Consider the following 18,120-nt stretch of genomic DNA (forward strand, 5'->3'; position numbering starts at 1 on the left):
TCCCTCCGCGACATCCGTCTGAAATCTTCCGGGCCTAGCGTTGAAGGGTGTTCACCAAGAGCGATCCCCGGGTGGCCGAGGGCTTCTTCGAGGCCGAGGCGGCCGGGCTGGCGTGGCTGGCGGATGCGCGGGGAGCTCCCTGCGTGCGGGTCGAGTCCGTGCATCCGGGGATCATCGAGCTCGAGGAGCTGCGGCCCGCGCGACCGAGCCGGGAGGCGGCCAGCCGCTTCGGTGAGCAGCTCGCCCGCACGCACCACGCCGGAGCCGCGGCCTTCGGTGCGCCGCCCGAGGGGTGGACCGGACCGTGCTTCATCGGCCGGCGCGCCATGAGCACGGGGGAGTGGGCCACCTGGAGCGAGTTCTACCCGTCGCAGCGGGTGATGCCGTACGCCGAGCAGGCGGTCGCCCGCGGGAACCTCTCGGCCGACGGCTTCCGCCTCGTGAAGCGGGCGTGCGAGCTGATCGCCACCGGCATCTTCGAGGACGGCGAGGCGCCGGCCCGGCTGCACGGTGACCTGTGGTCGGGGAACGTGCTCTGGACGCCGACGGGCGTGGTGCTGATCGACCCGGCGGCGCACGGCGGGCACCGCGAGACCGATCTGGCCATGCTTCGGCTGTTCGGGGCGCCGTTCCTGGACGACATCCTGTGGGGCTACGAGGACGTCGCGCCACTCGCGGAGGGGTGGCGGGAGCGCATCCCGCTGCACCAGCTGTTCCCGCTCGCGGTGCACGCGGTGGGGCACGGGCCGTCGTACGGAGCCGAGCTCGAACGAGCTGCGGCAGCGGTGCTGCAGCTGGCGGCCGGTTCCGCGTGATCACGCGCGACACGCCCGGGTTGCATGTGGGCTCAGGATGTGGCAAACTCGTCTAGTTCAACATTTTGGGCCACTGTGCGTGTGCCCGAATCACTGTCTTGGCAGTGCACAGCTTCCGAAGCTGGGCCGCAGACAGCAGAGCAGAGCTTAATCGCAACCCTCCCTCCACCTAGGTGAAGACTGTGCTGATTTCAGTGCGGGGGCGCGCGGTGCTTGATAGCAAAACAGAGGGCGTCCAATGCAGTCGAGGCTGTAAGACGCGAGACAGAGAGAGAGTCACACATGGCGGGACAGAAGATCCGCATTCGACTTAAGTCGTATGACCACGAGGTCATCGACACCTCGGCGCGCAAGATCGTCGACACGGTCACCCGCGCAGGAGCCACCGTCGTCGGCCCCGTGCCGCTGCCCACCGAGAAGAACGTGGTGGCGGTCATCCGCTCGCCCCACAAGTACAAGGACAGCCGCGAGCACTTCGAGATGCGCACCCACAAGCGCCTCATCGACATCATCGACCCGACGCCGAAGGCCGTCGACTCGCTCATGCGTCTCGACCTCCCCGCCGACGTCAACATCGAGATCAAGCTCTGAGCGGGAAGGAACCAGTAGATCATCATGGCAACCACCGCTAAGACCTCCAAGGGCCTGCTCGGCAAGAAGCTCGGCATGACCCAGGTGTGGGACGAGAACAACCGTCTCATCCCCGTCACCGTCGTCGAGATCACCCCGAACGTCGTCACCCAGATCCGCACCCCCGAGAAGGACGGCTACTCGGCCGTCCAGATCGCCGGCGGTCAGATCGACCCGCGCAAGGTCAACAAGCCCTCCGCCGGTCACTTCGAGGCAGCCGGCGTCACGCCGCGCCGCCACATCACCGAGGTCCGCACCGCGGACGCCGCGGAGTACACCGTCGGCCAGGAGCTCACCGCCGAGGGCACGTTCGTGGCCGGCCAGAAGGTCGACGTCATGGGCACCTCGAAGGGCAAGGGCTTCGCCGGCGTCATGAAGCGCCACAACTTCAAGGGCGTCTCCGCCTCGCACGGTTCGCACCGCAACCACCGCAAGCCCGGCTCGATCGGTGCGTCCTCGACGCCCAGCCGAGTCTTCAAGGGCATGCGCATGGCCGGCCGCATGGGTGGCGAGCGCGTCACCGTGCTCAACCTGGTCGTGCACTCGGTCGACGCCGAGAAGAACCTCGTGCTCGTCAAGGGCGCGGTTCCCGGTGCCAAGGGCCGTCTCGTTTTCGTTCGCAACGCAGTGAAGGGGGCGTAGTTCATGGCTACCGCAACTAACACGCTCGATGTCCTCGACGTCACCGGCAAGAAGTCCGGCACCGTCGAGCTGCCCGCCGAGATCTTCGACGTGCAGACCAACATCCCGCTGATCCACCAGGTCGTCGTCGCCCAGCTCGCCGCCGCCCGTCAGGGCACGCACAAGACCAAGGGTCGTGGCGAGGTCTCCGGTGCCGGCCGCAAGCCGTTCAAGCAGAAGGGAACCGGTCGCGCTCGTCAGGGCTCGATCCGCGCCCCTCAGATGACCGGTGGTGGCATCGTCCACGGACCGGTGCCCCGCAGCTACGCCCAGCGCACCCCCAAGAAGATGATCGCCGCAGCTCTGCTCGGCGCCCTCTCCGACCGGGCCCGCGGCGGCCGCCTGCACATCGTCGAGTCGCTCTCGCAGGGTGAGACCCCCTCGACCAAGGCCGTGAACGAGTTCCTCGCAACGATCGCCTCGTCGAAGCACGTCCTCATCGTGCTCGAGCGCGACGACGTGCTGAGCCTCCGCAGCGTGCGCAACATCCCGACCGTTCACGTGCTGCCCGCAGACCAGCTGAACGCCTACGACGTCCTCGTCTCCGACGACATCGTCTTCACCAAGGGCTCGTTCGATGGCTTCGTCGCCTCGAAGGCCAAGCAGGAAGAGGTTTCCGCATGAGCAACGCCGCGTTCAACAAGGACCCGCGCGACATCATCCTGGCGCCGGTCGTCTCCGAGAAGAGCTACGGCCTGATCGACGAGGGCAAGTACACGTTCGTCGTCGACCCCCGCTCGAACAAGACCGAGATCAAGCTCGCGATCGAGAAGATCTTCGGTGTGCAGGTCGCCTCGATCAACACGCTGAACCGCACGGGCAAGACCCGTCGCACCAAGTTCGGCCAGGGCAAGCGCAAGGACACCAAGCGCGCGATCGTGACGCTCAAGTCCGGCTCCATCGACATCTTCACGGCCGTCGGCTAGGCCCGGAAGCTAGAGGAAAAGACACATGGCTATTCGCAAGTACAAGCCGACGACCCCCGGTCGTCGCGGTTCCTCGGTCTCGGACTTCGCCGAGATCACCCGTTCGACCCCTGAGAAGTCGCTGCTCCGCCCACTCTCCAAGACCGGTGGCCGCAACAACCAGGGTCGCATCACGACCCGTCACATCGGTGGTGGCCACAAGCGCCAGTACCGCGTCATCGACTTCCGTCGCAATGACAAGGACGGCGTGAACGCCAAGGTCGCTCACATCGAGTACGACCCCAACCGCACCGCACGCATCGCGCTGCTCCACTTCGTGGACGGCACGAAGCGCTACATCCTGGCTCCCAACAAGCTCGCCCAGGGCGACATCGTGGAGTCGGGCGCCGGCGCGGACATCAAGCCCGGCAACAACCTGCCGCTGCGCAACATCCCCACCGGTACCGTCATCCACGCCATCGAGCTCAAGCCCGGCGGCGGCGCGAAGATGGCCCGCTCCGCGGGTGCATCCGTGCGCCTCGTGGCGAAGGACGGCCCCTACGCCCAGCTGCGTCTGCCCTCGGGCGAGATCCGCAACGTCGATGCGCGCTGCCGCGCGACCATCGGCGAGGTCGGCAACGCCGAGCAGTCGAACATCAACTGGGGCAAGGCCGGCCGCAACCGCTGGAAGGGCATCCGCCCGACCGTCCGTGGTGTCGCCATGAACCCGGTCGACCACCCGCACGGTGGTGGTGAGGGCAAGACGTCCGGTGGACGTCACCCCGTCAGCCCCTGGGGTCAGGCCGAAGGCCGCACCCGTCACCCCAACAAGGAAAGCGACAAGCTCATCGTGCGTCGTCGGACCGTCGGCAAGAAGCGTAAGTAGGAGTTGTAGAAGATGCCACGCAGTCTCAAGAAGGGCCCCTTCGTTGACGACCACCTGTACCGCAAGGTCGTCACGCAGAACGAAGCCGGCAGCAAGAACGTCATCAAGACCTGGTCGCGCCGATCGATGATCATCCCGGACTTCCTGGGTCACACCATCGCCGTGCACGACGGTCGCAAGCACATCCCGGTGTTCATCACCGAGACCATGGTGGGTCACAAGCTGGGCGAGTTCGCCCCGACCCGCACCTTCCGTGGACACGTGAAGGACGACAAGAAGGGCCGTCGCCGCTAACCGCGGCGACGTGAAGGAGGAAGAGAAATGGTGGAGTCGATCGCACGCGTGCGTCACATCCGCGTCACCCCCATGAAAGCCCGTCGTGTCGTCAACCTGGTTCGCGGCCGCAAGGCCGTGGAGGCACTGGCCATCCTGAAGTTCGCCCCGCAGGGCGCTTCGGAGCCCGTGTACAAGCTGGTCGCCTCGGCGATCGCGAACGCCCGGGTCAAGGCAGACGCCTCGAACAGCTACCTCGACGAGCAGGACCTCTTCATCGCGAAGGCGTTCGTCGACGAGGGAACCACGCTCAAGCGCTTCCAGCCCCGTGCTCAGGGACGCGCGTTCCGCATCAACAAGCGCACCAGCCACATCACGATCGTGCTCGCAACCCCCGACGAGGCTGCGACGATCGAGGGCGCGAGCAAGAAGGCGAGCAAGTAATGGGCCAGAAAGTCAATCCGTACGGCTTCCGTCTCGGAATCACCACCGACCACGTGTCGCGCTGGTTCTCCGACAGCACGAAGAAGGGTCAGCGCTACAGCGACTACGTCGCCGAGGACGTGAAGATCCGCAACCTGCTGAAGACCTCGCTCGACCGCGCCGGCGTGGCGAAGATCGAGATCGAGCGCACCCGTGACCGCGTCCGCGTCGACATCCACACCGCCCGTCCGGGCATCGTGATCGGTCGTCGTGGCGCCGAGGCCGAGCGCATCCGCTCCGACCTCGAGAAGCTCACGGGCAAGCAGATCCAGCTGAACATCCTCGAGGTCAAGAACCCCGAGGCCGAGGCTCAGCTCGTCGCCCAGGGCATCGCCGAGCAGCTGACCGCCCGCGTGGCGTTCCGCCGCGCGATGCGCAAGGGCCTCCAGGGCGCTCAGCGCGCCGGCGCCAAGGGTGTCCGCATCCAGGTGTCGGGCCGTCTCGGCGGCGCCGAGATGAGCCGCTCGGAGTTCTACCGTGAGGGTCGCGTTCCGCTGCACACCCTGCGCGCCAACATCGACTACGGCTTCTACGAGGCCAAGACGACGTTCGGCCGCATCGGCGTGAAGGTCTGGATCTACAAGGGCGACATCACCAACAAGGAGCTCGCCCGCGAGCAGGCCAACCAGAAGTCCTCGCGCCCCGAGCGCGGCGACCGTGACCGTCCGCGCCGTAACTCCGCCCCCAAGGCGGACGCACCGGTCGCAGCAGGAGTTGAGGCGTAATCATGCTTATCCCCCGTCGAGTCAAGCACCGCAAGCAGCACCACCCGGGTCGCAGTGGCCACGCCACCGGTGGCACCAAGGTGAGCTTCGGTGAGTACGGCATCCAGGCCATCACCCCCGCCTACGTGACCAACCGTCAGATCGAGTCCGCTCGTATCGCCATGACGCGTCACATCAAGCGCGGTGGAAAGGTGTGGATCAACATCTACCCCGACCGTCCGCTCACGAAGAAGCCTGCCGAGACCCGCATGGGTTCCGGTAAGGGTTCGCCCGAGTGGTGGGTCGCCAACGTCAAGCCGGGTCGCGTCCTGTTCGAGCTGAGCGGGGTCAACGAGACCGTCGCTCGCGAGGCGCTCACCCGAGCAATCCACAAGCTGCCTCTCAAGGCACGCATCATCAAGCGCGAGGAGGGCGACGCGTAATGGCGATCGGTTCTAAGGAGCTCGCCCCGGCGGAGCTCGACACGTTCGAAGATTCTCGACTTCTCGAGGAGCTTCGCAAGGCCAAGGAAGAGCTGTTCAACCTTCGCTTCCAGTCGGCGACCGGGCAGCTCGAAAGCCACGGCCGACTCCGTGCCGTGAAGCGCGACATCTCGCGCATCTACACGATCATCCGCGAGCGGGAGCTCGGCATCCGTGCCACCCCCGCCCCCGTCGAGGCCCCGGCCAAGACGACCAAGAAGTCCAAGAAGGCAGCAGAGGCCGAGGCCCCCGCTGCAGATGCTGAGGAGGCGAAGTAATGGCCAAGACCGAAGAGAAGGTCGTCGCGGCCGGCCACGAGTCGTCCTCGCACGATGTCAAGGACGAGGCTGCCCGCGGGTACCGCAAGTCCCGCCGCGGCTACGTCGTCAGCGACAAGATGGAGAAGACCATCGTCGTCGAGGTCGAGGACCGCGTGAAACACCCGCTGTACGGCAAGGTCATCCGCCGCACCTCCAAGGTGAAGGTGCACGACGAGGCGAACGGCGCCGGCATCGGCGACCTCGTGCTCATCAGCGAGACCCGTCCGCTGTCCGCGACCAAGCGGTGGCGCCTGGTCGAGATCCTCGAGAAGGCCAAGTAGGCCTCGGCTTACTTAGTTCAGGAAGAGTAGAAGAATGCTTCAGCAAGAATCACGAGTGAAGGTCGCCGACAACACCGGCGCCAAGGAGCTCCTGACGATTCGTGTTCTCGGAGGATCCGGCCGTCGTTACGCGGGACTCGGCGATGTCATCGTCGCGACCGTGAAGGACGCCATCCCCGGTGGCAACGTCAAGAAGGGCGACGTGGTCAAGGCCGTCATCGTCCGCACCGTCAAGTCGACCCGTCGTCCCGACGGCTCGTACATCAAGTTCGACGAGAACGCCGCAGTGATCCTGAAGAACGACGGCGACCCTCGCGGTACCCGCATCTTCGGACCGGTCGGCCGTGAGCTCCGTGACAAGAAGTTCATGAAGATCATCTCGCTGGCACCGGAGGTTATCTAAGTCATGGCAAACATCAAGAAGGGTGACCTCGTGCAGGTCATCTCGGGCGCGACCCAGGCCCGCGGCGGCGACCGTGGCAAGCAGGGTCGTGTCATCGAGGTGCTCGTCGAGCGCAACCGCGTCGTCGTCGAGGGCGTGAACCTGGTCACCAAGCACGTGCGTGTCGGCCAGACGCAGCGCGGCACCAAGACCGGCGGCATCGAGACCATGGAGGCGCCGATCCACGTGTCGAACGTCGCCCTGGTCGACCCCGAGACCAAGAAGCCGACCCGCGTCGGCCACCGCAACGAAGAAGTCACGAAGGACGGCGTCACCAAGACGGTCCGCGTTCGTTACGCGAAGAAGTCAGGAAAAGACCTCTGATGAGCACCGAGACTGCCGCGCCCGCTGGCAAAATCCAGCCGCGCCTGAAGCAGAAGTACAAGAACGAGATCGTCGAGCAGCTGACGAAGGACTTCGCCTTCACGAACGTGCACCAGGTGCCCGGACTCGTGAAGATCGTCGTCAACACCGGCGTCGGCGAGGCCGCGCGCGATGGCAAGGTCATCGACGGTGCGGTCAAGGACCTCACCGCGATCACCGGCCAGAAGCCGCAGGTCACGAAGGCCCGCAAGTCGATCGCCCAGTTCAAGCTGCGTGAGGGCCAGCCCATCGGCGCCCACGTCACCCTTCGCGGTGACCGCGCCTGGGAGTTCCTCGACCGCCTGCTCTCGCTGGCGCTTCCCCGCATCCGCGACTTCCGCGGCCTGTCCGACCAGCAGTTCGACGGTCGCGGCAACTACACGTTCGGTCTCCAGGAGCAGTCGATGTTCCACGAGATCGACCAGGACAAGATCGACCGCGTGCGCGGTTTCGACATCACCGTCGTGACCACCGCGAAGACGGACGACGAGGGCCGCGCGCTGCTCAAGGCGCTGGGCTTCCCGTTCCGGTCGAGCGACTCCAGCTCCAACTAGGCACCATCCATCCACGACGACCCAGGTCGGCATCCTCGTAAAGGGTGTCGAAACCAGGCGCGAAAGGCTACACAATGACAATGACAGATCCGGTCGCAGACATGCTGACCAGACTGCGCAACGCGAACTCGGCACACCACGACACCGTGTCGATGCCGCACTCGAAGCTGAAGTCGCACATCGCCGAGATCCTCAAGACCGAGGGCTACATCTCCGGCTGGGAGGTCGCCGACGCCAAGGTCGGTCAGACCCTCACCCTGAGCCTGAAGTTCGGCCCGAACCGTGAGCGCTCCATCGCGGGGATCAAGCGCGTCTCGAAGCCCGGTCTCCGGGTGTACGCGAAGTCGACCGAGATCCCCACCGTCCTCGGTGGCCTCGGCGTCGCGATCCTGTCCACCTCCTCGGGTCTGCTCACAGACCGTCAGGCGAGCAAGAAGGGCGTGGGTGGGGAAGTCCTCGCCTACGTGTGGTAACCGACAATGTCACGAATCGGACGTCTTCCCATCGACATCCCTGCCGGCGTCACCGTCACCATCGACGGCCAGCAGGTTGCAGTCAAGGGCCCCAAGGGTGAGCTCGCGCTCGCCATCAAGGCCCCCATCGCGGCGACGGTCGAGGAGAACCAGGTTCTCGTCACCCGTCCCGACGACGAGCGCGAGTCGCGTTCGCTCCACGGCCTCACCCGTACCCTGATCGCGAACCAGATCATCGGCGTCACCACCGGCTACTCCAAGAGCCTCGAGGTCGTCGGAACCGGTTACCGTGTCGCTGCCAAGGGCAGCGGCGTGGAGTTCGCCCTCGGGTACTCGCACCCCATCTCGGTCGAGCCGCCTGCGGGCATCTCGTTCACCGTCGAGGGCAACAACAAGCTCACGGTCAACGGCATCGACAAGCAGGCCGTCGGTGAGGTTGCCGCCAACATTCGCAAGCTGCGCAAGCCCGAGCCCTACAAGGGCAAGGGTGTGCGGTACGCCGGCGAGGTCGTTCGCCGCAAGGCCGGAAAGAGTGGTAAGTAGACCATGGCTACTGGAATCAGAGGAAAGTCGAAGTCCGCAGCCCGCGATCGCCGGCACCTGCGCCTTCGCAAGAAGGTCGAGGGCACCGAAGCGCGTCCTCGCCTCGTCGTCACCCGTTCGGCACGTCACGTGTTCGTCCAGGTCGTCGACGACAGCAAGGGTCACACCCTTGCGTCGGCATCGACGCTCGAGTCCGACCTGCGCACCTTCGACGGTGACAAGACCGCGAAGGCCAAGAAGGTCGGTGAGCTGGTCGCCGAGCGCGCCAAGCTCGCCGGTGTCGAGGCCGTCGTGTTCGACCGTGGAGGTAACCGCTACGCCGGTCGCGTCGCCGCGATCGCCGATGGAGCACGAGAGGGAGGTCTGGACCTGTGAGCATCGAAACCAACAAGGAGCCGGACGTGGCAGCAATCGCTGAGGCGCCGGTCGAGACGGCCGCGTCGAGCGGTCAGAACGCGACCGAGCCCCGCGAGGCCCGTCGGGGTGGGCGCGAGCGCAACCCCAACCGCGGTGACCGCGGCAGCCGCGACTCCGACAAGAGCAACTTCCTCGAGCGCGTCGTCACCATCAACCGCGTCTCCAAGGTTGTCAAGGGTGGTCGTCGCTTCAGCTTCACCGCTCTGGTGGTCGTCGGTGACGGCAACGGCCTGGTGGGCGTCGGCTACGGCAAGGCCCGCGAGGTCCCGACCGCCATCTCCAAGGGCGTCGAGGAGGCGAAGAAGAACTTCTTCCGCGTCCCCCGCGTCGGCAACACCATCCCCCACCCCGTCCAGGGTGAGGCCGCAGCCGGTGTGGTGCTCCTGCGCCCGGCCGCTGCCGGTACCGGCGTCATCGCCGGTGGTCCGGTGCGCGCCGTGCTCGAGTGCGCCGGCATCCACGACATCCTGTCGAAGTCGCTCGGCTCGTCGAACACGATCAACATCGTGCACGCGACCGTCGAGGCCCTTCAGCAGCTCGAGGAGCCCCGTGCCGTGGCCGCCCGTCGTGGCCTCCCCTTCGACGACGTCGCCCCGGCCCGCCTCGTGCGCGCCGAGCAGGACGCTCTAGCTGCGAAGGCAGGTGCATGATGGCCACGAGCCTGAAGGTGACCCAGATCAAGTCCAAGATCAGCGAGAAGCAGAACCAGCGGGACACGCTGCGCAGCCTCGGACTGAAGCGCATCGGCGATGTCGTCGTGCGCGAAGACAACGCCCAGAACCGGGGCTACGTGCGCACCGTCGCACACCTGGTGAAGGTCGAGGAGATTGACTAATGGCTGAAGAAGAAGCCAAGGAGACCGCGAAGGCGGCTCCGAAGAAGGCTGCGGCCCCCAAGGCCGCTCCCAAGGAGAAGGCTGCTCCCAAGGCGGCCGCTGCGGACAAGGCCGACAAGGCTGAGAAGGCGCCGGCCAAGGCCGCCGCCCCCAAGAAGGCCGCAGCTCCCAAGGCTGCTGCCGCCAAGGCCGACGCCGCCGACGCGAAGGCTCCGGCCGCCGCGAAGGCGCCCGCCGCCGCCAAGGCGCCTGCCGCCAAGGCAGCTCCGAAGGCCGACGAGACCGCTGCTCCCCGCGAGCACGTGCTCAAGGTGCACCACCTCCGTCCGGCTCCGGGCTCCAAGAAGGAGCGCACCCGCGTCGGTCGTGGTGAGGGCTCGAAGGGCAAGACCGCCGGTCGTGGCACCAAGGGCACCAAGGCCCGCTACACCGTGCGCATCGGCTTCGAGGGTGGCCAGATGCCGCTGCACATGCGCACCCCGAAGCTGCGCGGGTTCAAGAACCCGTTCCGCGTCGAGTACCAGGTCGTCAACCTGGAGAAGCTCGCGGAGCTCTACCCGGCCGGGGGAGACGTCACCGTCTCCGACCTGGTCGCCAAGGGCGCAGTTCGCAAGAACGAGAAGGTCAAGGTTCTCGGCGATGGCGACATCGCTGTGAAGCTGACCGTCGCGGTCGACAAGGTCTCCGGCTCGGCCGAGCAGAAGATCGTCGCCGCGGGTGGTTCCGTCAAGTAGCTGAACCCCTGACCGGTGACCCGATTCCCGGCCCTCACACAGATGCCTCCTCAGAATGAGGTAGCCTGTCGAGGCCACGAATCGGGTCACCGGCATTCTTGGCACTGAGCCACACGAACGCAGGAGGCCCTTTTTGTTCAAAGCCGTCGCGAGGATCTTCCGTACGCCGGATCTCCGCAGAAAGATTGGCTTCACGCTCGGCATCGTCGCGCTGTTCCGTCTGGGATCGTTCATCCCCGCACCGTTCGTCGACTTCGGCAACGTGCAGACGTGTCTCGCGGCCAACCAGGGCACCTCGGGCCTCTACGAGCTCGTCAACCTGTTCTCGGGTGGCGCGCTCCTCCAGCTCTCCATCTTCGCGCTGGGCATCATGCCGTACATCACGGCATCGATCATCGTCCAGCTGCTCCGTGTGGTCATCCCGCACTTCGAGACCCTCCACAAGGAGGGCGCCTCGGGCCAGAGCCGTCTGACCCAGTACACCCGCTACCTCACCATCGCGCTCGGTGTGCTCCAGTCCACGACGCTGATCACCGTGGCCCGCTCCGGCGCCCTGTTCGGCACCTCGACGGTCGCCGAGTGCGGCCAGCTCATCACCAACGACGCCTGGTACGCGATCCTGCTCATGGTCATCACGATGACCGCCGGCACCGGCGTCATCATGTGGATGGGCGAGCTCGTCACCGAGCGCGGCGTCGGCAACGGCATGTCGCTGCTGATCTTCACCTCGATCGCCTCGACCTTCCCCTCCTCGCTGTGGCTGATCGCCCAGACCCAGGGCTTCGAGACCTTCCTCGCCGTGCTGGCGGTCGGTGTCGCGGTGGTGTTCGGCGTGGTCTTCGTCGAGCTGTCGCAGCGCCGCATCCCGGTGCAGTACGCCAAGCGCGTGGTCGGCCGCAGAACCTACGGCGGCAACAACACCTACATCCCGATCAAGGTCAACATGGCGGGCGTGGTGCCGGTCATCTTCGCCTCGTCGCTGCTCTACCTGCCGGCCCTGATCGCCCAGTTCAACCAGCCCGCCGCAGGCCAGGCCCCGGCCGGCTGGGTCACCTGGATCAACAACTACCTCGTGCGCGGCGACCACCCGCTGTACATGCTGATGTACTTCCTGCTCATCGTCGGCTTCACCTACTTCTACGTCGCGATCACCTTCAACCCCGAAGAGGTCGCCGACAACATGAAGAAGTTCGGCGGGTTCATCCCCGGCATCCGCGCGGGCCGCCCGACGGCCGAGTACCTCGACTACGTGCTCACCCGCATCACGCTGCCTGGCTCGATCTACCTGGGTGTGATCGCGCTCCTGCCGCTGATCGCCCTGGTCGCGGTGGGCGCGAACCAGAACTTCCCGTTCGGTGGCGCGTCGATCCTGATCATCGTCGGTGTCGGCCTCGAGACCGTCAAGCAGATCGACTCGCAGCTGCAGCAGCGTCACTACGAGGGGCTGCTCCGATGACCGACGCAGGAGCGAGTCCGGCGTCGCCCGCACTCCGCCTACTGCTCATCGGCCCGCCCGGCGCCGGCAAGGGAACCCAGGCCGCACGCCTGTCGGCCGCCTACGACATCCCCGCGGTGTCCACGGGCGACATCTTCCGTGAGAACGTCAAGAACGGCACCGAGCTCGGCGTGAAGGCCAAGACGTTCATGGACGCCGGTCAGTATGTTCCGGATGCACTGACCAACGATCTGGTGCGCGACCGCCTCCAGCAGTCCGACGCGGCCGACGGCTTCCTGCTCGACGGCTACCCCCGCACGCTGCAGCAGGTCGAGGAGCTCGACGACATCCTCGGTGTCTCCGGCACCGAGCTCGACGCGGTCATCGTGCTCGAGGCCGACACCGATGAGGTCGTGCGCCGGCTGCTCAAGCGCTCCGAGGAGCAGGGCCGCAGCGACGACACCGAAGAGGTCATCCGCAAGCGGCTCGACGTCTACGCCGAGCAGACCGCTCCGCTGGTCGAGGTCTACGAGAGCCGCGGCCTCGTGGTGACTGTCGACGGCCTCGGCGAGATCGACGAGGTCACCGGCCGCATCATCGCCGCCCTCGCCGCTCGCTGACCATGGCGTTCGGCAAGAACAAGGGCATCTACAAGACCCCGGCCGAGCTGCGCCTGATGGTGCAGCCGGGTCTGGTGACCGCGGCCTCCCTGGCCGCCGTGCGCGAGGCGATCCGCCCCGGCATCACGACCCTCGAGCTCGACGCGATCGCCGAGAGCACCATCCGCTCCCTCGGCGGCGTCTCGAACTTCCAGATGGTGCCCGGCTACCGGCACACCGTCTGCACCTCGGTGAACGACGACATCGTGCACGGCATCCCGGGTGGGCGGATGCTCGTGCCGGGCGACATCGTCTCCATCGACTCCGGCGCGGAGGTCGGCGGGTGGAACGGCGACTCGGCCATCACGATCGTGCTCGACGACCCCGCCCGCCCCGAGGAGGTCGCCGCCCGACGCCTGCTGTCAGAGGTGACCGAGCAGTCGATGTGGCACGGGATCGCCCGCCTCGCATCCGCTCGTCATCTGAACGAGGTGGGGGAGGCGATCGAGGAGTTCGTCGAGGAGCACCCGTCGACCCGTCACGGCGCGGTCTACGGCATCCTCACCGACTACGTCGGCCACGGCATCGGCCGCAGCATGCACGAGGCGCCGCCGGTGTTCAACTACCGGGTGCGCCAGCGCGGGCCCGAGGTGAAGCCCGGCCTCGTCGTGGCGATCGAGCCGATGATCACGGCCGGCACCACCGAGACCTACACGCGCGACGACGAGTGGACCGTGGCCTCGGCCGACGGCAGCATGGCCTCGCACTGGGAGCACTCGGTCGCCGTCCACGCCGACGGCATCTGGGTGCTCACCGCCCCCGACGGCGGTGCGGCGGCCCTGGCCCCCCTCGGCGTCACCCCCGTCCCCATCCCGTAGGAGTCTCGGGCGGGTCAGGTGTCCATGACGTGGACGAGTTCGTCGATGAAGGACGCGAAGTCGGTGGCGCGGCGCACGATGCGCTGCACGTCGTCGCGGTCGGAGAAGACCTCGACGAGCTGGTCGAAGACCGTCTGGAAGGCACGCCGCCCCGAGGAGCTGAAGGCGATCAGCGCGATGACGTTGACGCGGTTCTCGCCCCAGGTCATCGGCGTCTCGTTCACCACGATCGCGATCGCGGTGCGGGTGGCGCTCATGGCCATGGCGTGCGGCACCGCGATGGTGTCGGTGAAGGCCGTCGACGACATGCGCTCACGCTCGATGGCGCCCTCGACGTAGCTCTCGTCGATGATGCCGAGCGCCACCATCGAGTCGCCGAGGGTGCGGATCATGGCCGACTCGTCGCCCGCGTGCAGGTTGCGCCGGAAGAGTCGCTCGTCGAAGTACTGCAGCAGCTCGTCCTTCAGCAGCATGCGGCGACGGTGCCGGCGCACCGTGGTGATCGCACGGCGCACCGCCTCGATGTCGCCCTTGGTGAGGAAGGGCTGGATGACCACCACGTTGTCGCGCGCGGCCGGCACCGAGATGGTGGTCACGACGATGTCGGAGGACAGCGCCGCCCAGTCGACGTCGGCGCGGGTGATCACGACGTCGACCTGCAGCTCGGAGCCGAGCTCCGCCTCGAGGCGCTGGCGCAGGATGACGTGCATGTCGTAGTAGTTCGGGCAGACGATGGCGCAGGTGACGCGCTCCTCGCGGAGGTTCTGCCGTTCGAGGTGCGAGCCGACGTGCAGCGCGATGTAGGCGATCTCGTCGTCGTTGATGACGATGCCCTCGCGCCGCTGGATCTGGCTGGCGATGAACACGGCGAGCTCGTAGATCATCGGGAAGGTGCTCTTGATGGAGCGGGTCATCGGGTTGCGGGAGAACGACTTCTCCTGCGCCCGGGCGACGAGGTTCCGGATGTGCAGGCTGAGCCGCACGATGAAGTCCTCGTCGTCGAGGTCGACGAGGTACTCCTCGCTCGCCAGCCGCACGATCCGGCGCATCGCGGCGAGGTCGTCGGGCTCGAGGTAGGAATCCGCTACCGCCTCGGCCGGCTGATCGTGGCCCGGGGTCAGCACCCGCGTGGTCAGCAGCACCGAGAGGTAGTCGAGCTCGCGGGGGCTCAGCCCGGCGTCGAAGTGCGCCCGAACGAGCCCGTCGAGCTGTGCCGCGACGTCGCGCACCGTGGCGGAGGCGGGACGCGCATCCTCGTCACCCGGCCCGATGGACTGCTTCTTCGCCACCCGGTCGACCGCGATCGCGATGTGCAGCAGCACGTTGTCGATCGAGTACTCGTTCACGAAGTAGCCGTTGCCGTCGAGCATCTCGATCAGCGCCGACTTGAACGCCGTGAGGTCGCCCGAGAGGAACTCCCGCTGGATGTTCTGCAGGTCGAGGAAGCCCTGGGCGCTCTCGTCGCGGAAGAGGCGGCTGAGCAGTCGGCGCCGGTTCAGCTCGCTGCCCGTGAGCGCGACGACGCTGCCGCGTCGGGTGAGGCCGAGGCCGGCGTCCTCGACGAGGAGCTTGGCCTTCCGCAGATCGGCCTCGACGGTCGACTCGCTGACGTACATGGTCGCCGCGAGGTCGTAGACGTCGAGCCCGTCGGGGGCGTCGCCGAGACCGCGGATGATCGCGTGCACCCGGTCGCGCGGACTGCCGGGCTCCGCATCCCGCACCCGCAGCCCGGCGAGGAAGCTCGCGTACGCCTCGCGGTTCAGCCGGTAGCCGCTGGTGGAGGACGCGATCACCTCGAGGGGCTTCGCGGCCGTCTTGACGCTCGTGACGTAGCTGCGGACGCTCCGGGTGGTGACGCCGAGCCGGTCCGCCAGCTCGCCGGCCGTGACCCAGTCGGTGGTCTCGGCCAGATACTCCAGCAGGCGCTCGTACTTCGCAGTCATCACTGTCACCCTAAGCGCTCCGACGGAGCAGGGCTTCCTAGGGGCCGGAAGCAAGCCTGCTGGATACGTCTGCATGAGTTGGCGATGATCGTAGGAGATCGGATCAGGACGCGAGGAGGCGTGCGTGGACAGAGTGCTCATCGTCTGCGGTGCAGGAGCATCGAGCACCTTCCTCGCCGTGAGACTGCGCCGGATCATCCGGGACCGCGATCTCGACCTGGTCGTGGACGCGGGAACGCTGGCCGATCTCGACGACAGGCTCGCGGCGACGCGCATCCTGCTGGTGGGCCCCCACCTCGCCGACCGCTACGCCGGTCTGGCCGAACGGGCCGTGCGGGCGGGTGCGGTGGCGGAGCTCCTCCCCGAGAACGTCTTCGGGCGGGACGGCGCCGAGATCGCGGCCGGCCGGATCGAAGAACTCGCCGGGCTGCGGGCACCGGCAGACCTGAACGCGGCAACACCAACGAACCGAGGAGACACCCATGGCTGAACGAACCGTCGAACTGGCATCCAAGCACGGGCTGCACGCCCGCCCCGCCACGCTCTTCACGCAGACCGTCGCGAAGTCGGGACTGCCCGTGCAGATCTCGAAGGACGGCAAGGCCGTCAACGCCGCCAGCATCCTCGGCGTCATCTCGCTCGGCATCGAGCACGGCGACACCGTGACCCTCGTCTCCGACGCCCCCGAGGCCGACGCGCTGCTCGACGAGCTCGCGACGCTCCTGGCCACCGACCTGGACGCCGAGTGATGGCTGCCGTCCTCACCGGCACCGGCATCGGCCGGGGCATCGCCGTCGGCGGGGTGCTCCGGATGCCCGACCCCCTGCCCGAGCCCGCGGACACCGCCTCGGCGCTCACCCCCGACGCCGAGAAGGAGCGCGCCCGCGCCTCCCTGGCGGCCACCGCCGCGATCATCCGGCACCGGGGCGAGCGCGCCGGCGGCTCGGCCAAGGACGTTCTCGAGGCGCAGGCCTTCATGGCCGAGGACCCGACGCTCATCGACGACATCGGCACCCGCCTCGACTCCGGCAAGACCGCCGAACGCGCGGTCTTCGAGGCGTTCGCCTCGTTCCGCGACCTGCTCGTGAGCATGGGCGGCTACATGGGGGAGCGCGCCACCGACCTCGACGACGTCTCGCAGCGCGTCGTGGCGCACCTGCGCGGCGTGCCCGCTCCGGGAGTGCCCGACCCCGAGCATCCGTTCGTGCTCGTCGCCCGCGACCTGGCGCCGGCCGACACCGCCCTGCTCGACCTGTCGAAGGTGCTCGCGCTCGTCACGAGCGACGGCGGGCCCACCTCGCACACCGCGATCCTCGCCCGCGAGAAGTCGATCGTCGCGATCGTCGGGGTGACGGATGCACTCGCCCTCGCCGACGGCACCGAGATCGTCGTCGACGCGGCGACCGGCACCGTGACCGTCGCCCCGAGCGCCGAGGAGCGCGCCGCCGCCCTGGCGAAGGCCGCGGAGATCAAGGCGGCCCGCAGCTCTGCGACGGGCCCCGGAGCCTTGGCCGACGGCACCCTCGTGCCGCTGCTGGCGAACCTCGGCTCGGCCGACGGCGCCGCCGACGCGCTGGAGAAGGGCGCGGAGGGCGTCGGCCTCTTCCGCACCGAGTTCCTCTTCCTCGACTCCTCGAGCGCCCCGACCGTCGAGGAGCAGAAGGCGCAGTACAAGCGCCTGCTCGAGGCCTTCGCCGGCAAGAAGGTCGTCGTGCGCGCCCTCGACGCCGGCGCGGACAAGCCGCTCAGCTTCCTCAACGACGCCCCCGAGGAGAACCCGGCCCTCGGGCTCCGCGGCCTCCGTGCCCTGCGGGCGAACGAGCCGATCCTGCGCGACCAGCTCGCCGCGCTCGCCGCCGCCGAGGCCGAGACCGACGCCGACGTCTGGGTGATGGCCCCGATGGTCTCGACCGTCGAGGAGACTCGCTACTTCACCGCCCTCGCCCGCGAGGTCGGCCTGAAGACCGCCGGAGTCATGGTGGAGGTGCCCTCGTCGGCCCTCCTGGCCGACCGCATCCTCGCCGACGCCGACTTCGCGTCGATCGGCACCAACGACCTGACGCAGTACACGCTGGCGGCCGACCGGCTGCTCGGCTCGGTCGCCTCGTTCCAGGACCCCTGGCACCCGGCCGTGCTGAAGCTCGTCGGGGAGGTCGGCAAGGCCGGCCGCGCGACCGGCAAGCCCGTCGGGATCTGCGGCGAAGCCGCCGCCGACCCCCTTCTCGCCGTGGTGCTCGTGGGCCTCGGCGCGACCACGCTCTCCATGTCGCCGTCGGCTCTCGCCGACGTGCGCGCGGAGCTCTCCCGATTCACGCTCGACGAAGCCCAGCACTTCGCCGAACTGGCCCTCTCGGCGAACAGCGCCGTCGAGGCCCGTGGAGCGGTCACCACCGCAGCAGCATCCAAGTAATCCCCACCCGACAACCACACGAATTGGAGCAGTC

General features: G+C 67.5%; 28 protein-coding genes. 27 read left to right on the forward strand and 1 reads right to left on the reverse strand.

All coding sequences use genetic code 11. The features are described from left to right. Positions 1-47 precede the first annotated feature (47 nt). The 24 genes from HQQ85_RS15060 to map all read left to right on the forward strand — a co-directional run bounded on the left by HQQ85_RS15060 (position 48) and on the right by map (position 13,733). The gene (locus HQQ85_RS15060; protein ID WP_173183335.1) at positions 48-815 is read left to right on the forward strand and encodes a fructosamine kinase family protein; all 768 of its coding nucleotides are present in this window, start codon (positions 48-50) and stop codon (positions 813-815) included. Between the two features lie 282 nt (positions 816-1,097). Then, the gene (rpsJ, locus tag HQQ85_RS15065) at positions 1,098-1,406 is read left to right on the forward strand and encodes a 30S ribosomal protein S10 (RefSeq protein ID WP_022895514.1); all 309 of its coding nucleotides are present in this window, start codon (positions 1,098-1,100) and stop codon (positions 1,404-1,406) included. Between the two features lie 24 nt (positions 1,407-1,430). Next, positions 1,431-2,087, forward strand: a complete 657-nt coding sequence (gene rplC / locus HQQ85_RS15070; protein WP_173183336.1) for a 50S ribosomal protein L3 — start codon at positions 1,431-1,433, stop codon at positions 2,085-2,087. Between the two features lie 3 nt (positions 2,088-2,090). Next, entirely contained in the window at positions 2,091-2,750 is a 660-nt protein-coding gene (gene rplD, locus HQQ85_RS15075) for a 50S ribosomal protein L4 (RefSeq protein ID WP_173183337.1), read from the forward strand. Further along, positions 2,747-3,052 (forward strand): 50S ribosomal protein L23, encoded by a 306-nt coding sequence (gene rplW / locus HQQ85_RS15080; protein ID WP_173183338.1) that lies wholly within the window; start codon positions 2,747-2,749, stop codon positions 3,050-3,052. Before rplD ends, rplW begins: the two co-directional genes overlap by 4 nt. Positions 3,053-3,077: 25 nt before the next feature. Continuing rightward, positions 3,078-3,917, forward strand: coding sequence for a 50S ribosomal protein L2 (rplB, locus tag HQQ85_RS15085; protein ID WP_066041181.1), 840 nt, complete (start codon positions 3,078-3,080; stop codon positions 3,915-3,917). Positions 3,918-3,929: 12 nt separating this feature from the next. Continuing rightward, on the forward strand, positions 3,930-4,211 hold the full coding sequence (rpsS, locus tag HQQ85_RS15090) for a 30S ribosomal protein S19 (RefSeq protein WP_066041179.1): 282 nt from the start codon (positions 3,930-3,932) through the stop codon (positions 4,209-4,211). Positions 4,212-4,238: 27 nt separating this feature from the next. After that, positions 4,239-4,634 (forward strand): 50S ribosomal protein L22, encoded by a 396-nt coding sequence (rplV, locus tag HQQ85_RS15095; protein ID WP_173183339.1) that lies wholly within the window; start codon positions 4,239-4,241, stop codon positions 4,632-4,634. Further along, positions 4,634-5,398: a 30S ribosomal protein S3 gene (gene rpsC / locus HQQ85_RS15100; RefSeq protein ID WP_173183340.1), complete on the forward strand. Its 765-nt coding sequence runs from the start codon at positions 4,634-4,636 to the stop codon at positions 5,396-5,398. The genes rplV and rpsC overlap by 1 nt, the downstream gene beginning before the upstream one ends. A 2-nt stretch (positions 5,399-5,400) precedes the next feature. Further along, positions 5,401-5,820 (forward strand): 50S ribosomal protein L16, encoded by a 420-nt coding sequence (gene rplP, locus HQQ85_RS15105; protein ID WP_092547969.1) that lies wholly within the window; start codon positions 5,401-5,403, stop codon positions 5,818-5,820. Beyond that, complete coding sequence (gene rpmC / locus HQQ85_RS15110) at positions 5,820-6,137, forward strand: 50S ribosomal protein L29 (protein WP_173183341.1); 318 nt, start codon at positions 5,820-5,822, stop codon at positions 6,135-6,137. The genes rplP and rpmC overlap by 1 nt, the downstream gene beginning before the upstream one ends. Then, positions 6,137-6,460, forward strand: a complete 324-nt coding sequence (rpsQ, locus tag HQQ85_RS15115; protein ID WP_173183342.1) for a 30S ribosomal protein S17 — start codon at positions 6,137-6,139, stop codon at positions 6,458-6,460. Before rpmC ends, rpsQ begins: the two co-directional genes overlap by 1 nt. A 34-nt stretch (positions 6,461-6,494) precedes the next feature. After that, a complete protein-coding gene (rplN, locus tag HQQ85_RS15120) occupies positions 6,495-6,863 on the forward strand; it encodes a 50S ribosomal protein L14 (RefSeq protein WP_137837171.1) in 369 nt (122 codons plus the stop codon). A 3-nt stretch (positions 6,864-6,866) separates the two neighbouring features. Then, complete coding sequence (gene rplX / locus HQQ85_RS15125) at positions 6,867-7,226, forward strand: 50S ribosomal protein L24 (protein ID WP_173183343.1); 360 nt, start codon at positions 6,867-6,869, stop codon at positions 7,224-7,226. Then, positions 7,226-7,819, forward strand: a complete 594-nt coding sequence (rplE, locus tag HQQ85_RS15130; RefSeq protein ID WP_173183344.1) for a 50S ribosomal protein L5 — start codon at positions 7,226-7,228, stop codon at positions 7,817-7,819. The genes rplX and rplE overlap by 1 nt, the downstream gene beginning before the upstream one ends. A 74-nt stretch (positions 7,820-7,893) precedes the next feature. Then, positions 7,894-8,292, forward strand: coding sequence for a 30S ribosomal protein S8 (rpsH, locus tag HQQ85_RS15135; RefSeq protein WP_173183345.1), 399 nt, complete (start codon positions 7,894-7,896; stop codon positions 8,290-8,292). A 6-nt stretch (positions 8,293-8,298) separates the two neighbouring features. Continuing rightward, positions 8,299-8,835 carry a 50S ribosomal protein L6 gene (gene rplF, locus HQQ85_RS15140; RefSeq protein ID WP_173183346.1) on the forward strand — a complete coding sequence of 179 codons (537 nt, stop codon included), beginning with the start codon at positions 8,299-8,301 and terminating at the stop codon, positions 8,833-8,835. Between the two features lie 3 nt (positions 8,836-8,838). Beyond that, positions 8,839-9,210 carry a 50S ribosomal protein L18 gene (gene rplR, locus HQQ85_RS15145; protein ID WP_173183347.1) on the forward strand — a complete coding sequence of 124 codons (372 nt, stop codon included), beginning with the start codon at positions 8,839-8,841 and terminating at the stop codon, positions 9,208-9,210. 35 nt (positions 9,211-9,245) lie between these two features. Beyond that, positions 9,246-9,902, forward strand: a complete 657-nt coding sequence (gene rpsE / locus HQQ85_RS15150) for a 30S ribosomal protein S5 (protein ID WP_259486479.1) — start codon at positions 9,246-9,248, stop codon at positions 9,900-9,902. Then, positions 9,902-10,087 (forward strand): 50S ribosomal protein L30, encoded by a 186-nt coding sequence (rpmD, locus tag HQQ85_RS15155; RefSeq protein ID WP_022897975.1) that lies wholly within the window; start codon positions 9,902-9,904, stop codon positions 10,085-10,087. Before rpsE ends, rpmD begins: the two co-directional genes overlap by 1 nt. Next, positions 10,087-10,821 (forward strand): 50S ribosomal protein L15, encoded by a 735-nt coding sequence (gene rplO, locus HQQ85_RS20815; protein WP_216851761.1) that lies wholly within the window; start codon positions 10,087-10,089, stop codon positions 10,819-10,821. Before rpmD ends, rplO begins: the two co-directional genes overlap by 1 nt. 133 nt (positions 10,822-10,954) lie before the next feature. Then, positions 10,955-12,277, forward strand: coding sequence for a preprotein translocase subunit SecY (gene secY, locus HQQ85_RS15165; RefSeq protein ID WP_173183349.1), 1,323 nt, complete (start codon positions 10,955-10,957; stop codon positions 12,275-12,277). After that, complete coding sequence (locus tag HQQ85_RS15170; protein WP_173183350.1) at positions 12,274-12,876, forward strand: adenylate kinase; 603 nt, start codon at positions 12,274-12,276, stop codon at positions 12,874-12,876. The genes secY and HQQ85_RS15170 overlap by 4 nt, the downstream gene beginning before the upstream one ends. A gap of 2 nt (positions 12,877-12,878) precedes the next feature. Then, positions 12,879-13,733 carry a type I methionyl aminopeptidase gene (map, locus tag HQQ85_RS15175; RefSeq protein WP_173183351.1) on the forward strand — a complete coding sequence of 285 codons (855 nt, stop codon included), beginning with the start codon at positions 12,879-12,881 and terminating at the stop codon, positions 13,731-13,733. Positions 13,734-13,747: 14 nt separating this feature from the next. Here the strand turns inward: map and HQQ85_RS15180 are convergent, their stop codons facing one another. Further along, complete coding sequence (locus tag HQQ85_RS15180; RefSeq protein ID WP_173183352.1) at positions 13,748-15,676, reverse strand: transcription antiterminator; 1,929 nt, start codon at positions 15,674-15,676, stop codon at positions 13,748-13,750. A 124-nt stretch (positions 15,677-15,800) separates the two neighbouring features. Here HQQ85_RS15180 and HQQ85_RS15185 point away from each other — a divergent pair, with 124 nt between their 5' ends. From HQQ85_RS15185 to ptsP, 3 genes are all read left to right on the forward strand, one after another. Continuing rightward, entirely contained in the window at positions 15,801-16,166 is a 366-nt protein-coding gene (locus HQQ85_RS15185) for a PTS sugar transporter subunit IIABC (protein WP_173183353.1), read from the forward strand. Then, positions 16,159-16,425 (forward strand): HPr family phosphocarrier protein, encoded by a 267-nt coding sequence (locus HQQ85_RS15190; protein WP_173183354.1) that lies wholly within the window; start codon positions 16,159-16,161, stop codon positions 16,423-16,425. Before HQQ85_RS15185 ends, HQQ85_RS15190 begins: the two co-directional genes overlap by 8 nt. A 62-nt stretch (positions 16,426-16,487) precedes the next feature. After that, entirely contained in the window at positions 16,488-18,086 is a 1,599-nt protein-coding gene (gene ptsP / locus HQQ85_RS15195) for a phosphoenolpyruvate--protein phosphotransferase (RefSeq protein ID WP_254069531.1), read from the forward strand. Positions 18,087-18,120: the final 34 nt, after the last annotated feature.

This window comes from Herbiconiux sp. VKM Ac-2851 (assembly GCF_013205105.1).
In the GTDB taxonomy this organism is placed as follows: domain Bacteria; phylum Actinomycetota; class Actinomycetes; order Actinomycetales; family Microbacteriaceae; genus Herbiconiux; species Herbiconiux flava.

Coding starts and splice junctions, on each gene's coding strand:
- rpsQ (WP_173183342.1), top strand. CDS start 6,137: ATGGCCAAGACCGAAGAGAAGGTCGTCGCGGCCGGCCACGAGTCGTCC.
- rpsH (WP_173183345.1), top strand. CDS start 7,894: ATGACAATGACAGATCCGGTCGCAGACATGCTGACCAGACTGCGCAAC.
- rplR (WP_173183347.1), top strand. CDS start 8,839: ATGGCTACTGGAATCAGAGGAAAGTCGAAGTCCGCAGCCCGCGATCGC.
- rplW (WP_173183338.1), top strand. CDS start 2,747: ATGAGCAACGCCGCGTTCAACAAGGACCCGCGCGACATCATCCTGGCG.
- rplD (WP_173183337.1), top strand. CDS start 2,091: ATGGCTACCGCAACTAACACGCTCGATGTCCTCGACGTCACCGGCAAG.
- rpsC (WP_173183340.1), top strand. CDS start 4,634: ATGGGCCAGAAAGTCAATCCGTACGGCTTCCGTCTCGGAATCACCACC.
- rplO (WP_216851761.1), top strand. CDS start 10,087: ATGGCTGAAGAAGAAGCCAAGGAGACCGCGAAGGCGGCTCCGAAGAAG.
- ptsP (WP_254069531.1), top strand. CDS start 16,488: ATGCCCGACCCCCTGCCCGAGCCCGCGGACACCGCCTCGGCGCTCACC.
- rplN (WP_137837171.1), top strand. CDS start 6,495: ATGCTTCAGCAAGAATCACGAGTGAAGGTCGCCGACAACACCGGCGCC.
- rplP (WP_092547969.1), top strand. CDS start 5,401: ATGCTTATCCCCCGTCGAGTCAAGCACCGCAAGCAGCACCACCCGGGT.
- rpmC (WP_173183341.1), top strand. CDS start 5,820: ATGGCGATCGGTTCTAAGGAGCTCGCCCCGGCGGAGCTCGACACGTTC.
- rplE (WP_173183344.1), top strand. CDS start 7,226: ATGAGCACCGAGACTGCCGCGCCCGCTGGCAAAATCCAGCCGCGCCTG.
- rpsS (WP_066041179.1), top strand. CDS start 3,930: ATGCCACGCAGTCTCAAGAAGGGCCCCTTCGTTGACGACCACCTGTAC.
- rplV (WP_173183339.1), top strand. CDS start 4,239: ATGGTGGAGTCGATCGCACGCGTGCGTCACATCCGCGTCACCCCCATG.
- rpmD (WP_022897975.1), top strand. CDS start 9,902: ATGGCCACGAGCCTGAAGGTGACCCAGATCAAGTCCAAGATCAGCGAG.
- HQQ85_RS15180 (WP_173183352.1), bottom strand. CDS start 15,676: ATGACTGCGAAGTACGAGCGCCTGCTGGAGTATCTGGCCGAGACCACC.
- HQQ85_RS15190 (WP_173183354.1), top strand. CDS start 16,159: ATGGCTGAACGAACCGTCGAACTGGCATCCAAGCACGGGCTGCACGCC.
- rplF (WP_173183346.1), top strand. CDS start 8,299: ATGTCACGAATCGGACGTCTTCCCATCGACATCCCTGCCGGCGTCACC.
- rplB (WP_066041181.1), top strand. CDS start 3,078: ATGGCTATTCGCAAGTACAAGCCGACGACCCCCGGTCGTCGCGGTTCC.
- rpsJ (WP_022895514.1), top strand. CDS start 1,098: ATGGCGGGACAGAAGATCCGCATTCGACTTAAGTCGTATGACCACGAG.
- HQQ85_RS15170 (WP_173183350.1), top strand. CDS start 12,274: ATGACCGACGCAGGAGCGAGTCCGGCGTCGCCCGCACTCCGCCTACTG.
- rplC (WP_173183336.1), top strand. CDS start 1,431: ATGGCAACCACCGCTAAGACCTCCAAGGGCCTGCTCGGCAAGAAGCTC.
- rplX (WP_173183343.1), top strand. CDS start 6,867: ATGGCAAACATCAAGAAGGGTGACCTCGTGCAGGTCATCTCGGGCGCG.
- map (WP_173183351.1), top strand. CDS start 12,879: ATGGCGTTCGGCAAGAACAAGGGCATCTACAAGACCCCGGCCGAGCTG.